Below are 14,407 nucleotides of genomic sequence, written 5' to 3'. Positions count from 1 at the left end.
TTTGTCAGCCGTTTGTGGCCTGAGGTGTGGCTGGGTATAGCTGCTAGACAGTTTAGATGGTGAAATGGTGAGTTGTAAGATACCTCAAAGGTGGGGGGGAAATTATTTTGGGACAAGACAGTTTAGGATTTCTTTTTTAATTTTTTGATAAGAAAATAAACACATATGCACAATAACAGCAAATATAGTGAACAAATTAACAATAATTTTCACACTTAATAGACAAACAAACACAATCAATCATAAAAACTAGACAAACACACACAATAAACCCCAATCAGAAAAAACAACAAACAAAAACCAAAAAACAACCACCAAACAAAAAACACAAAACAAAACACTCCCCCAATAAAACACACAGCCAAAAGTCACACCATGCTCAATCATCAAAAAACAAACCTGAAAAAAAGTCATGTGTCCAATTGTAGGTTAAGCTTTCATAGAAGCGTAAACAAACTTCTCGTATTCAGAGCGTGGACCTGTAAAACCTCAAACTTATCATAAACTGCCATTAACTTCAACAGCGTACGATGCAGGTGCTGACGGGATTTCGCTACATAGGTGTCTTGAGCCTGTGCTGGAGTTATAGATTTTCTTTATCTAGTGGTAGTTTTCTGTAGTAGCGGGTGAATTTTCTCATTAAAGGCGTTTATGATGTGTTATATTTAGCAGTGAGCAGAGACGCCCACAGCCAATGATTAGTTTATTATACGAACCGTCAGAGTAACTCTGAGTTTTCATCCCGTGAAGTCTATTTAATGCCTTCTCATCATCCGGCAAACAGATAAGCTCAGGGGGACATAAAAGCCTTTAATATACAGCTGGAATTTGGGAAGTCTTTTATTTTTGTTTTTGATAAATTAAGACAGGAGTCTAATCTTATGGAGTTTATTGGAAGTAAAACTGAAAAGAATCTCTTAGCCTCGTTTGCAGGCGAATCTCAAGCGCGAACTCGATATACCTTCTTTGCGAGTGTGGCCAAAAAAGAAGGCTATGAACAAATAGCAGCCATTTTTGAGGAGACAGCTGCAAACGAGAAAGAACATGCAGAGTTGTTTTTTAAACATCTAAAAGGCGGTATGGCAGAAATCACTGCAACTTACCCTGCAGGTATCATCGCATCAACCGCGATTAACCTAAAAGAAGCGGCAGATGGCGAGAAACTTGAATGGGGCACGCTCTATCCCAACTTTGCAGAGGTCGCCCGACAGGAGGGTTTTGGCGATGTTGCAAAAACATTTGCGATGGTTGCCGAAGTGGAGACATCTCATGAACGTCGATATCGCAAATTATTAGAAAACGTCCAGACAGGCAAAGTCTTTAAAAAAGACGCTCCAACCAAGTGGAAGTGTAGAAACTGTGGTATGGTCATAACCGGCTCTGAAGTACCTGATAAATGTCCCACATGTGCCCACCCCAGATCGTACTTTGAAGTCTGGACAGAAAACTACTAGGCAGTCCCCTGAGGGACCCCTCATTATTTTTTTAGTTTAGTTGACTACCAATTGTAGTCAACCATTTTTTGAAGTCAAGACACAAAAACTGGAGTTTTTGGGATGGAAAAAATGCCCAAAGCGCTATGCGATGGCTAATTTTTTGGTTTCTTTGGGGGTCTTTTTTGGTAGTGAAATTTCTAAGATGCCGTCATTTAGTTTTGCGTTTGCCTCATCAGAGCGGACAGGTTCGGGCAGGTGGATTTTTCGGTAGTAGGTTTGAACGGCGCGTTCATGGCGAACGTAATTTTTGTTTTTCTGATCGTCTGTATTGATTTTTTTGGCTTTTATTGTTACGGAATCCTCAGTCATTTCAATGTCTACATCATCTTTTTTAAAACCCGGCAATTCTGCAGTCAAGTGATAGTTTTTTCCTTGATCCTCCAAATCCACAGATGGAACGCCCAATCTTGTGAAAGGAGCGATGGATGCACGTGCTTTTGAGGTTACGTCCCGCCCCAGTCTTGAAGATACTCCCCAGAAATCTTCAAAATCCCGTTGAAACTGGTTTAATAAACGGTTAAAATCGTGCTGAATATCGCGTGAAGCATAAGGCATAATGTCCTCATCTGATCTTTTGATTTCATCACCAGATTTTTTTTCATCCTCAGAATACTCTATTTTATTTTTATCTTCAGACAAAACATAGTCACCTAAGTCTATGCAAGGATATTTTGCTAATTAACATATGTGAACCTGTGCTGCACTAACAAACTTTTTTTAAACCCACTCAGCAACGCTTGGATAGTTAATCATCAGACAAACAAGCAACCTTTTCAAACCATATTGAAGATGAAACACATCTATCGCTTGATTAAGCGCTTTCTGCATTGTCCCAAACAAATTCACACTTCTCTCAAAATAGAAACCTGCAAAACTAGCAGGTAACACTCACAAACAGTTAATAGGAATAGAAAGTCAATCAAACATAAAATTAAGAAATCTAATCGCCCCAAGTTCTAAGTGGAGATGAGAAATATGGGAAATCAAAAGACAACCCCTCTCAAGTCAGAAGGCAAAATTCAAGTTACCAAAAATGGTCCATACATAGTTGTAGGCGGCATTCCACTTTATCGAATGGTCATCAAATGCGATCACTCAACAATACCCTCAGAGTGGAAGATTACAGAAAAACTTGAAACTCAACCAAGCTATGCTCTTTGCAGATGCGGCGGAACAAGCAATAAACCCTTCTGTAATGGAACCCACCTCAAAACCAACTTTAACGGCACCGAAACCAACAACAAAGCCAGCTCTTTTGAGGCTATGGCAAAATGTATAGAGGGCCCCGAATTAACGCTCAAAGATGCTGAAGCTCTCTGCGCGTCTGCACGGTTTTGTCATAGAAAAGGGGATATCTGGAATCAAATAGCCAAAACTGATGATGACAAAATCAAAGATAACTGTATAAAAAACGCGTGCACCTGCCCTTCAGGCCGGCTTGTTGTTGTGGATAAAAAAACCGATCAGGCCATTGAGCCGAAACTGGATCAGGCAATTGGGTTAATCGAGGATCCAAGTATTGGATGTGATGGCCCGCTTTGGGTTAGAGGCGGTATTCCCGTGTATGGTGCCGATGGTAAACTCTATGAGGTTAGAAACCGCATGACATTGTGCCGATGTGGTAAATCGGCGAATAAACCGTTTTGTGACAGCAGCCACTATCCTGAAGAGGCAGACCAAGGGGAGAGTAAAAAATGACAAATAACCAAGTAAAAAACGAACAAGACATTGAAGCTTTGTTGGAGTCCAAAGATAGAGTGTATGCACTGTTCTATGCAACTTGGTGTCCGTTTTCTCAGCGGTTTCTGCCCCTATTTAGCCAATATACAAAAACTAATCCGGATGAATGCCTAAGCATACCGATTGATTTTGAACCAAAAATAGTTGATAAATACGACATCAAATACTATCCAACTTTGTTGCTACTCAAGAAAGGTAGAGTGCAAAAAAGATTAGATGCCACACCAGGAATTGGATTAAACAAAGAACAACTCGATGAACTCACAGCCAGTGCATAACATATTTGCAACAAACTTGAAGAACACAAACCCTGCTTAGCAGTAGATATGCTTTTGCAGATTACTGTAGAAACTCTGTTACATAGGATATCTTTTGTTGAGTAGTTATTGATTAGGCAGAAGTTCGTTGAATTCAGAGTTAACTGCGCCATATTTGGTTTGGATGATACCGCTTATTCTGCGCCACTCTTCGCCTACGGTGGGCCAGTTTGGTCCCATGATGATACTGGTTCCTACATAGTCGCTGAGCGCTCTTTCGCGTTTGACCGTTCGTTGAGTCCAGTCTACGCTTATGAGGTTGGAGCGTCGCAGATATTGGAGGTTACGGGCCACTTGGTTAAAGTTTATGGGGTAGGATAGGATGGTGTTTAGATCATCCGTTAGGGAGCTTATGGTAAATTCGTCTTCTTCACGGAGGCTTATGGCGGCGATCATGTCTTGCATGAGTTTTGCGTTACGTGTTAGGTAGTAGGCACGTTTAGGTACTAGAACTTGTTCGAGACGGTAGGCGTTGCGTTTGTAGAACCAGCTTTTAATGAGTTCAGCTACCAGTAGATAAGCGCCCATCAAGGGTACCAAAAAGGCGTAGAATATAAGCGGGGGTGCGGCAAAGCCAAAGAGACGGCCCAGAGGTGAGAGGGGCAGGAGTAGGGCAAAGGCTATGATAATTATGCTGCTGATTAGGAGGTATTTGCTTGGTTTGCTCTTCCAAAATGGCGTACGACGTGTTCGGATGACAAAGACAACTAAGACTTGGGAAACTATGGATTCGATAAACCAGCCAGTCTGGAATAGACTCTGGAAAGCAGGATCATGCAATAAAGAGGGATTACCCAATAACATGGCTCCTGGGATGAGGGGCATGAAGATAAAGAGCATGCTAAAGAAGGTCAAAAAGTCAAACATTGAGCTTACGGGTCCCAGTGAAACCATGAATCTGCGTATGAAAGAGATGTCCCATCGTTTGGGCCGTTCTAGGTATTCGTTGTCGACTTTGTCGGTTGTTATGGTGGTCTGTGAGAAGTCGTAGAGCAGATTGTTTAGCAGAATCTGGACCGGCAACATGGGTATGAATGGGAGCAAAATGGCAGCGCCGGCAACGCTAAACATATTGCCAAAGTTTGAGGAAACCCCTATCTGGATGTATTTCATAGTGTTGCCAAAGGTTTTGCGGCCCTCCAGCACACCCTCAGCTAGAACCGTAAGATCATTTTTGGAGAGAATAATGTCTGCGGATTCGCGGGCAACATCAACTGCGTTGTCAACCGAGATTCCAACGTCGCAGGTTTTTAGGGAGGGTGCATCATTGATGCCATCACCCATATAACCCACGACATGACCGTTCTTTTTGAGCAGAGTTATTATGCGGTCTTTTTGTACGGGGTTGACACGACAAAAGATGTTGGCTTCCTCAACAATTACCATTAGGGCTTCATCAGATAGGTTTGCTATGTCGTTACCTAAGGCGACACCTTTGATTTCAAAGCCAAGTTCTTCGCATACTCGGCGGGTGACAAGTTCGTTGTCGCCTGTTAGGATCTTGAGTTCGATACCGGCTCGGCTTAGCATTTGGATAGATTGTTTGGCGGTTTCTTTGGGCGGGTCGAGAAATGCGACAAAGCCAAGAAAGATCATGTCGTTTTCGTCGTTTATGGAGTAGACTGCTTTGTCTTCTTTTAGGCGTTTGTATGCAACACCCAAAGCTCGGAGGCCTTGAGTACTGTAGTCGTGATATTGTTGTTCGATTTTTTGGCGGGTTTCTTCGTTTAGGTCTGATATGCAGTCGCCTAGCTCAACGTAGGAACAGACGCGGAGAATTTCCTCGGGGGCGCCTTTGGCGATAAAGTAGCGTTGTTCTTCGCGTTCAACCACGACTGAGACTCGTCGGCGTATGAAGTCAAAGGGTACTTCGTCTATTTTTTGGTATTTGGAGGTGTCGACTTCTTTGTGTTTGAGGATGGCCTCATCTAGGGGACTGCGCAGGCCAGTTTGGAAGTTGCTGTTGAGAAAAGAGTGGAGAAAGACTTTTTCGTCTTCGTTACCTTCTATGTTGACGTTTAGGATTAGTTTAATTTTATTATCAGTTAGTGTGCCGGTTTTATCAGTGCACAGTACGTTCATGCTGCCAAAGTTCTCAATAGCTGAGAGCCGCTTGACGATAACGCCTTTCTTAGACATTGCCATCGCACCCCTTGAGAGGTTGATGGTGATGATCATGGGTAACAGTTCAGGGGTTAACCCAACTGCTAGGGCCACTGAAAAAAGCAGAGCGTTTACCACACCTAGTTCGGTGGGGTTACGTAGGGAAATAATTAGAAAGACAAAAATCACAAAGAGAAAAGTGAGCTGCATTATAAAGTAGCCAAAGCTCTTTATGCCGCGTTCAAATTCGGTTTCCGGTGCTTTTTCAACGAGTTTTTTGGCGATTTTGCCATATTCGGTTGAACTACCGGTTTTAAGAACAACTGCAGTTGCGGAACCACTGACAATTGAGGTTCCCATAAAACAATAGTTGCTCCAATCAACAAGTGAACCGCCCTTCTTTACAGAACCAGCAACTTTTTCCACCGGAAATGATTCTCCGGTTAGGGCGGATTGATTAACAAAGAGATCTTTGGCAGATATGACACGGGCATCTGCGGGGAGGATATCGCCAGCTGAGAGATAGATTACATCCCCGGGAACGATTTCTGGAAGAGCGGTTTCTTGGCGCACCCCGTCTCTTATCACGGTGGCGGTGGTGGTGACTTTCTGCTTTAGCAACTCTGCAGCTTTGCTAGCCTTGCTCTCCTGGTAGGAATCAAGAGCTATGCTGGCAAATACGATGATTAATATGATAATCATATTGACATGTTCGTTGAGTACCCCTGAAATCACTGCGGCAAACAATAGAATGAGAACCAAGGGGCTTTTGAAGTGCAGAAGAAAATCTTTAAGGATAGAATGTTTGCTTTCTCTGGCAAGTTCGTTTCTGCCATAAACTTCGATGCGCTCAGCGGCCTGCTCCGAAGTAAGACCCTGAGGTGAGGTATCCATACGCTCATAGAGTTCTTCTATGGGAAGCCCCACAAGATCATCGGCGCTCAAAACGGGCTTTATGGCAACAGCTGAAGAATCGCTAGATGTGCTGTGCCTGTTGTTTAATTGTTGTTTCGCCATAAGCCCGCAACCTAAGGCTATAGTAGAACACTAGTCTTTTAAAGAGATTTCTCAACCACCGCTGCCAACTCTGATGGCTATAGTTTGGCGACAACCATACAGACAGCTTATGTGAGTGTATGTTCTAGTAACCGTGTAATCACCACTATATATGCAGCAGATAGATTTAGCGCAGTTCTATCATCAGCTAGACGTTAAATAGCAATCAAACAAGCGTTTGTTGGGCTACATTTTGGAGAGGATTTCTTCACGTTGGAAAATTTTCATACCCACATAGAATATAACGACATCCGTAGCGCCAAGTAGGGCTATAAGAACAGCCAATAGAGCAGATCCAAGGATTAGGATACCGAAAATTTGGCCAAACATCAATCCCATCACTGGCAGGAGGAGTATTACGCTTATTTGTTGGGCTTCTTTGAAGCCTTTGACTTTAGCTGAGATCATCACCGTTAGGCCTATGCTACATAGTGCCAAGGTTGGTGCAACACCCAATATCATAATAATCCAGGTTAGATTTGGAAGCAACAACATACCGTTGAATAAACTAAAGGTAGCTAATCGAGTATGATTGTGTAGGCGGCAAACGAAGCAATGGTTACAATCATGGCTGGGATAAAGCTGACTAGGATTTTTCCCAGTAAAAGTTCGCTATCAGAGATAGGTGTGGCTAGGAGGGCCTCTATTGTTTTGCGTTCGCGTTCGCCTGCGAAACTATCAGAGGCCAATACGCTTGAGGCCATTATGGGAATTATGAGAAACATGGGTGCAAATATGTAGAGTGCCATGATGTATACCATGAGTTGGGTTTGGGTCATCTGTCCAAGGAATGCTTGGTATCTATGGGTAGAAGAGAGAGCAGGGCTGAAAAATCGCTTGCGTTCATTTCATCAGCGGGCACAGTGCTAATAGCAGAGATTATAATGGGAAAAATCACTGCAAAAAGAAGAGGTAAAATAATTATCGGCAAAAGTACCTGCCAGTTACGCTTGATTTCTAGCCAATCCTTCTTAAACACTAACCAAGCTTTGCGGATGTTCATTGGCTGGTTTGCTCCTTTATGAGGTTAAGATAGGCATCCTCAAGGGATGGCCGAACCACATTTACTGAGAGAATTTGGCCCTCGGCCTCAACGACGCTACGCACAATCTCAGGTGTGGCTAATCGGGCGTCTTTAACGCTTACCAAAAGCTCAGCATTTAGCTGATTTGTGCTGAGGGTTTGGGTGTGTTTGTTGTTCTCAACTGCAGAGGTAATTTTGGGGTTGAGTTCTCTTAGGCTGATCTGGATTGTGGGATTGGGGTTAATTCTGTAGCGTAATTCATCTGGGGTACCGATAAGTATGCAGTGGCCCTTGTTCATGATTAACACCCGCTTACACAATTTTTCAGCATCCTCTAAATGATGTGTACACAACAAAATAGTCCGGTTCTCATGGCGGCTTAACTGCTCCATTAAATCGCGAATCTCCTTTGCAGATTTGGGATCTAAACCTGCGGTTGGTTCATCTAGGAAAAGAACGGGTGGTTGATGTACTGTTGCGCGAACGATAGCCAGCTTTTGTTTCATACCCTTGCTAAAGGTGCCGGCTTTGTCGTTTCGGCGTTCCCAGAGGTTAAAAAACTCTAATAATTCGCGGATTCTACTTTGCCGCTCTTGGGGATTTGTGACGCCATAGGCTTGGGCAAAAAAGTCTAGATTTTCATATGCTGTGAGTCGCTCATAGAGGCTGGGATTTTCGGTAAGTATGCCCACGGACTGGCGAACTTTTTGGGGATCTCGATAGATGTCATATCCAGCGATTGATGCGGTGCCTTTGCTGGGTGCAATAAGGCAGGCAAGCATACGAATAGTGGTGGTTTTGCCTGCACCGTTGGGTCCAAGAAAACCAAAAACCTCCCCTTTTTCGATACATAGGTTTAGGTTGTCTACAGCGGTTAAGCTACCAAAGGTTTTGGTAAGACCACTAACATCTATCACACATATCCCCTGAAGTAGGATTGGCTGTTCAGGTATATAGCTATGCAAGCAGAAGGTTTTACCAACAATACATTACAGCTTAAACGGCACCGCTTGGGCAGGATAAGATTAATGCGTAAAACTATCGCTCAATGCATATCCAAACATGTGGGGTTTATTGTAGTTGAAGGCGAGTTGTTAACTTTTGCTTAGTTCCTTGGAAAAAGGAGAAGGAAAAGGAGGTTTTAGTTGTTTATGGATGTATAGGTTTTTTGTTCCATATAATCCGGGTTGAATAGATGTTTATTGTTACAGGGTTGGAGTCACAAGGGAGTTTTGGGGTCACAAGGGGGTTTGCATTCGCAATTGGTTGGACAGCAATTGGTTGGGGTTTGTTTGGTGTTGCTATAGATTATAGTTACGTAAGCACCGGGTTGAAGGTTTATGGTTGCGGTGCCGGTGGAAAGATCTGCTGTAGAGGTGCCGCCGCTACGGTCCACAATTATGATATCGGTGATAGTCCATCCGGCTTGTATAATCTCTGTAACAATATATCTTCCGGGTGTTAGCGGACCGCTATTCCAGATCTCACCATTGGTTAGGCTAAAGCTACCCGCAGGAGCAGAAGTCACAAACGTAAAGGGTTCGGCAGTGTTGGCGGGGCAGGTGGTCTTAACAACTGAGATAAAGCCTGGTTGGGGTGCGGCCTGAGCATTTTGATAGACTATGGATACGTGGCTACCAGCTTGAAGATCTATAGTTGTGGTGCCGGTGGAAAGATCTATCATATAGTGACCGGTGGGATCGTTTACCAAGATGTTTGTTATGGTCCAGCCTGCAGGAGCTAACTCAGTTATAGTATAGCGGCCAGGCGCTAGGGGTCCGCTGTTCCAAGTCATGCCATCAGTTAGACTAAAGCTTCCCGGCGGTGCAGAGGTGACAAATCTAAAGACCCCCGAAGAACCCACCGGACAGGTAACTTTGTTAACACTTATGGAACCTGATTGAGGTGCTTGCTGGCTGTTTTGGTAAAATATTGTTATAGACTCACCAGGGTCCAAATCGATAAACACCGTACCCGTAGCAAGATCAACCCTAGAACCCCCATCAGGATCAACAATGATAATATTGGTAAGATCCCAGCCCATCTGTGCGATTTCGGTGACAGTATAGTTGCCCGGTGCTATGGGACCGCTGTTCCAACTGGTTCCATCTGTCAAAGTAAAAGTTCTTCCTGGAGCGGAGGTGACAAAGGTAAAGCTGTCTGGGGCACCTGTGGGGCAGGTGATTTTAGTAACAGTAAAAGAGCCTGGCGGAGGGTCCTGTTGACGATTTTGGTAAAATATTGCTATTGTTTCTCCAGGGTCCAAATCGATAAACACCGTACCCGTAGCAAGATCAACCCTAGAACCCCCATCAGGATCAACAATGATAATATTGGTAAGATCCCAGCCTGCCTGCGATAACTCTGTGACGGTATAGTTGCCCGGTGCTATGTCGCCGCTGTGCCAGCTGTTACCATCGGTTAAGGTAAATGCTTTGTTTGAGACGGAGGTGACAAAGGTAAAGCTGGTTGAGGCGCCAGAGGGGATAGTTAGCTTAGTAACCGTAAACGAGCCCGACTGAGGGGGTTGCTGTTCTGTGTTGATGAAAATAATGGATATATGCTCATTGGAGGCTAAGTCAAAAGTTACCATACCGATATTTAGGTCCACTACATAGTTAGAAGTGCCGTCTATTTGGATGTCTGTGAGGGCCCAGCCTGCTTGGGGCAATTCAGTAACTGTATAGGTTCCGGGAGGTAAGGCTTCGCTGTACCAACGGGTGTTATCGGTTAGTGAGAAAGCCTCATCGGATGCAGAGGTAACAAAGTTAAAGGCCATCGAGGCATCTGAGGGGATTGTTAGCTTAGCAACTGTAAATAAACCGGATTGATCGGGTTGTCGCGCTGTGTTTATAAAAAGAATAGTTATGTGCTCACCCGGATCTAAATCAACAGTCACAGTACCAGCATCCAAATCCATAACCGAACCAAAATCAGGATCAACAATAACTACATTGGTAAGATCCCAACCATCAGGCACCAACTCAGTGACAGTATAATTTCCCGGAGCTAATTCACCGCTGTCCCAGCTATGGCCACTGGTTAAGCTAAAGGTTTCTTGGGAGATAGAGGTGGTAAAGTTAAAGATAGTTGTTGTGTCATGTGGGAGCGTTACCTTAGTGACAGTAAAGGATTGGGCTGAAGGCTTTCCGGTTATGTCATTAGCGTTAAAGTTGATAGTCTTAGCGCCGGTTCCCGGTGAGTTAATTCTTGCTTGAAAAACGCCTCTCGCGTGCGATGCCCCGCCGCCTGGAGGAACTATACCACCCGAAGCAATAGAGTCACCACTAGCAGCTATATGACCGCCATACACAACATAAACAGGACCAGAAGTAGAGGCCATAAAGGTAACGTTCCAGCTTTGATAACCATTGCTGTAACCAAGAAAATCAACCGCAACAATTACAGCACCAGCCGCATTAAAACCAGCTCGATCACCTGTTAAACTACTTGCAAGCGGTGGCGGCGTCAAATGAACACCATTTTGCTGGTAAGTTGTATCCCAAGGCTCTATATCAGTAAACGCATAAGCATCAGATGCATTAAGATCAAGCTCCACTATAAACCACAGCGACTGCCCTATGACAACATCATCAAAGGTTACTCTAAAAGCAGCCGTTTGGCCTTCACTGTAACCCTTTGCGTTACCGTGTACCCAAGCCAGCGTCGCTGGTGCAGGGTCCCAGACATCATGATCTTTTAAACTATTTCCAACAGGATCACCTAATGCAGCTGGGGCAAATATTAAACTTGAGAACAGGGTTAAACACATTAAACATACCATTAAAAATAAATTTTTTCTCAAAAAATTCACCTATTTCATTAGACATAAAAAAATTGATAAAAACCAATCGAACCTATGTTACTTTAGGTCAAGAAATTAATTAAGGTTTTTCCGTCTTAACGCTTGGCGGCCATTCCAAAAATTACTGCACAGATCGCTTTGTTTTAAATTTCATGCACCACCCGCATTTATTTTGGGACCAATACACCAAACGAAGAAGACCAACAAGGGTAAACAAAGGGCAGTTCATAGCTTTTTTAGTTTGCATGTCATAGATTTGGGTATGTCCAATAGTTTGGTTTGGCAACGAAAGGTATTGTCTAATGGTTTGACGGTACTGCTCTATCCGCGTCCGCAGGCAAATACTGCTCAGTTGGCCTTGGCGGTTGAGTATGGTTCTAACCAAGAGCCCGCAGAGTTGGCGGGTGTGGCACATTTCATTGAGCACATGTTGGCAGGGGGTTCTGAGCAACGTATTGAGCAGTCACGCAGTATTGAGAATTTTGGCGGAGTAATGGATCTCTATACGGATCGGGAGCAGGTTGCAGGTGTTGTGGATGTCTTACCCGAAAAGTTAGAGGGCGCTTCCAAGATTCTCTCGGATTTATTTTTTGGGGACGGTTTTGAGAGTGGGAAGTTTGAGGTGGAGCAGAAAATAATTTTAAATGAACTAGCCGAGGTAGCCGATGTTCCAACCATAAAAGTTGAAGAGATGCTGCTTGAGAATTTGTTTGAATACCATCCAATTCGGCGCCCCATTGGAGGGTATACAAAAACTATCAAACACCTAACACTTCCCCAGCTAACCCAAGAACACAAAACCAATTATGGACCCCAAAACATGAGACTTATTTTATCAGGCAATTTTAATAAAAAAAACCAGGATAACATTTTAGAAAGTTTTAGCAACAAAGAAAAAACAGAAAACCCATCAACCCCTCAGGTGAAGTTGGAGAGCAGTAAACCTAAAGAGATGGTGGTGAAAGAGAAAGCAGGCATAACCCAGAGTTACCTAAGCATCGGTGCCAGAACCATCAACGCTACACATAAAGATGCGCCGGCGTTGGATTTAATCGGTACTTTGCTTGGTGGCGGCACAAGTTCACGTTTGTTTATAGAGTTGCGTGAAAAGCATGCCATTACCTATGATGTGAATTCGGCGCATTGCAAGGGTTCAGATTTTGGGTATCTAAGCGTTAATTGTGCAGTTAACACACAAAAAGCAACCAAAGCCCAAAAACTCATACTAAAAGAATTAGAAAAACTTCAAACCAGTCTAGTTCCCCAAGAAGAGTTGGAACGAGCTAAACAAATTATGTTAGGCGGCATCTTGAGGGGTATGGATGATTCGCATGATGCTATGGAGATAATCAACTATATGGAAGCTCAATTTGGCAGTGAATTGGGGCTCCAGGAATATGTTGCCAACATTCAAGGTGTTACCAGCAAAGATATCCAAACAGTTGCGGCCCAATATCTAAACAAAGCTGAACTGGGAATAGCCATTTTAAAACCGAAAAAATAATAACGCAAAGAAAAAGAGAAAAGACCGCTCCATAAAGATGGAGAAGAGGCTGTTTAGTGCTTTTTGACAAATGCAAAGGCTGAGGTGAGTACGGCTATTACGCTTAGCACTGCTATGATATATCCAAAGGTGGTATCAGCTGGGGCGCAGGGGGTTCCATCTGTGCCTGCGGGACCGACTGTGCCCGGTGTGCCGTCTATGCCTGCGGGACCGGTGAAGTCGGGGACAGTGAGAGTGGTGTTTGCAGTTGTGGTTAATGTTGATGCGGTGAGAGTAAAGTTGCCGCTTAGGCTTGTGGGAATAATGACTGTGGTGCTAAAGTTGCCATATGTGTTGGTGGTTATGTTTTCGGTAAAGTTGTAGATTATGGCGCCTGTGGTGGGGTCGGTTAATTGGAGAGTTACGGTTTGGTTTGTGTTGAAGCCTGTACCAATTGTTTGGATGATGTTGCTGTTGTCGGGAGAGGCGGTCAGGTTGGAGGTTCCTGTGAGGGTGATTTCTTTGATTGCCGTAGCCGGTGAGGTTGTGGCGTTTAGGTTGTAGGTTCCATAGATGCCCAGTGGCAAGCTAAGGTCGGCTGTGAATGAACCGTTTTCGTCGGTGGTTATGGCTTCGGTAAAGTTGTATAGTATAGAGTTGTCAGTGGAGTTTTGCAGGTTTATAGCAACGGTTTTGGAGGGGTCAAACCCGTTGCCGGTTACAGTTATGATATTGTTATCATCAGTTGAGGTTATGGTTAGGGTTGGAGTAGTTTGGGCATTAACTAATGCAACTGATGCAACAACTAGAAGCATACTACAGATTACAAAGACTGTTAAGACTTTTTTCGATTGATATATCATGATTGTTTCTCCATTGAATTGGGTGATGCCAAAAATAGTACATAAGAATTTTTCAAAATGTCTTCCCAATAAAGTCCCAATCTTAACCCAATATTACCCAAATTCAGCTCAACCATTTTTCTATGCTAATATAGGCGCATAAGTCAACAATCAAACCCAAACCCCTCCCCACAACAGGCATTATCAATTAGTAGAGAAAACACCAACCGGCAAACTGTTTATCAAAATAGAGCAGACTTTCAGATATACTCATCTATACAGACAATAGTGCTTAGCAAAACTTTTAACGCACCACTTCTATATGCTTAGTAAATACACGGCGAGTACCAAAAATGGCTAAAACTGTATATAAAAACCTGATTATTATTACAGTTATTTGTCTATCGGTCTTGTTAACTATCCGGAACTTTGCTTTGTTACCCATAGGTTTTGGGTATTAGGTCTTTGAATACTTCCCAGATTTCCTCAGTTTTCTTTGGAAGAGCACACAAGTATTCGCGGCCGTTTGGCTCAACAATCA

12 protein-coding genes are annotated in these 14,407 nt (G+C 43.6%); 4 read left to right on the top strand and 8 right to left on the bottom strand.

Features of this window, described 5'->3' with window-relative positions:
* Positions 1–881: 881 nt before the first annotated feature.
* A complete protein-coding gene (gene rbr, locus FWF39_RS09670; protein ID WP_343383240.1) occupies positions 882–1,454 on the top strand; it encodes a rubrerythrin in 573 nt (190 codons plus the stop codon).
* Positions 1,455–1,577: 123 nt separating this feature from the next.
* Here rbr and FWF39_RS09665 read toward each other — a convergent pair whose 3' ends face one another.
* Entirely contained in the window at positions 1,578–2,135 is a 558-nt protein-coding gene (locus FWF39_RS09665) for an Hsp20/alpha crystallin family protein (protein ID WP_343383239.1), read from the bottom strand.
* A gap of 336 nt (positions 2,136–2,471) precedes the next feature.
* Between FWF39_RS09665 and FWF39_RS09660 the strand changes: the two genes are divergently transcribed.
* A complete protein-coding gene (locus FWF39_RS09660) occupies positions 2,472–3,194 on the top strand; it encodes a CDGSH iron-sulfur domain-containing protein (protein WP_343383238.1) in 723 nt (240 codons plus the stop codon).
* Entirely contained in the window at positions 3,191–3,514 is a 324-nt protein-coding gene (locus tag FWF39_RS09655; RefSeq protein WP_343383237.1) for a thioredoxin domain-containing protein, read from the top strand. Before FWF39_RS09660 ends, FWF39_RS09655 begins: the two co-directional genes overlap by 4 nt.
* A gap of 105 nt (positions 3,515–3,619) precedes the next feature.
* Here the strand turns inward: FWF39_RS09655 and mgtA are convergent, their stop codons facing one another.
* The 6 genes from mgtA to FWF39_RS09625 all read right to left on the bottom strand — a co-directional run bounded on the left by mgtA (position 3,620) and on the right by FWF39_RS09625 (position 11,508).
* A complete protein-coding gene (gene mgtA, locus FWF39_RS09650) occupies positions 3,620–6,673 on the bottom strand; it encodes a magnesium-translocating P-type ATPase (RefSeq protein ID WP_343383236.1) in 3,054 nt (1,017 codons plus the stop codon).
* 225 nt (positions 6,674–6,898) lie between these two features.
* Positions 6,899–7,207, bottom strand: a complete 309-nt coding sequence (locus tag FWF39_RS09645) for a hypothetical protein (RefSeq protein WP_343383235.1) — start codon at positions 7,205–7,207, stop codon at positions 6,899–6,901.
* A 23-nt stretch (positions 7,208–7,230) separates the two neighbouring features.
* The gene (locus tag FWF39_RS09640) at positions 7,231–7,491 is read right to left on the bottom strand and encodes an ABC transporter permease subunit (protein ID WP_343383234.1); all 261 of its coding nucleotides are present in this window, start codon (positions 7,489–7,491) and stop codon (positions 7,231–7,233) included.
* Complete coding sequence (locus FWF39_RS09635) at positions 7,488–7,715, bottom strand: hypothetical protein (RefSeq protein WP_343383233.1); 228 nt, start codon at positions 7,713–7,715, stop codon at positions 7,488–7,490. The genes FWF39_RS09640 and FWF39_RS09635 overlap by 4 nt, the downstream gene beginning before the upstream one ends.
* Positions 7,712–8,653 (bottom strand): ABC transporter ATP-binding protein, encoded by a 942-nt coding sequence (locus FWF39_RS09630; protein WP_343383232.1) that lies wholly within the window; start codon positions 8,651–8,653, stop codon positions 7,712–7,714. Before FWF39_RS09630 ends, FWF39_RS09635 begins: the two co-directional genes overlap by 4 nt.
* A 302-nt stretch (positions 8,654–8,955) precedes the next feature.
* Complete coding sequence (locus FWF39_RS09625; protein WP_343383231.1) at positions 8,956–11,508, bottom strand: hypothetical protein; 2,553 nt, start codon at positions 11,506–11,508, stop codon at positions 8,956–8,958.
* 295 nt (positions 11,509–11,803) lie between these two features.
* Between FWF39_RS09625 and FWF39_RS09620 the strand changes: the two genes are divergently transcribed.
* The gene (locus FWF39_RS09620) at positions 11,804–13,045 is read left to right on the top strand and encodes a pitrilysin family protein (protein ID WP_343383230.1); all 1,242 of its coding nucleotides are present in this window, start codon (positions 11,804–11,806) and stop codon (positions 13,043–13,045) included.
* A 53-nt stretch (positions 13,046–13,098) separates the two neighbouring features.
* Here the strand turns inward: FWF39_RS09620 and FWF39_RS09615 are convergent, their stop codons facing one another.
* Complete coding sequence (locus tag FWF39_RS09615) at positions 13,099–13,887, bottom strand: hypothetical protein (RefSeq protein ID WP_343383229.1); 789 nt, start codon at positions 13,885–13,887, stop codon at positions 13,099–13,101.
* Between the last annotated feature and the right edge of the window lie 520 nt (positions 13,888–14,407).

Source organism: Candidatus Bathycorpusculum sp., from assembly GCF_009778815.1.
Lineage (GTDB): Archaea > Thermoproteota > Bathyarchaeia > Bathyarchaeales > Bathycorpusculaceae > Bathycorpusculum > Bathycorpusculum hydrogenotrophicum.
This window is presented reverse-complemented; position numbering and strand designations above follow the sequence as displayed.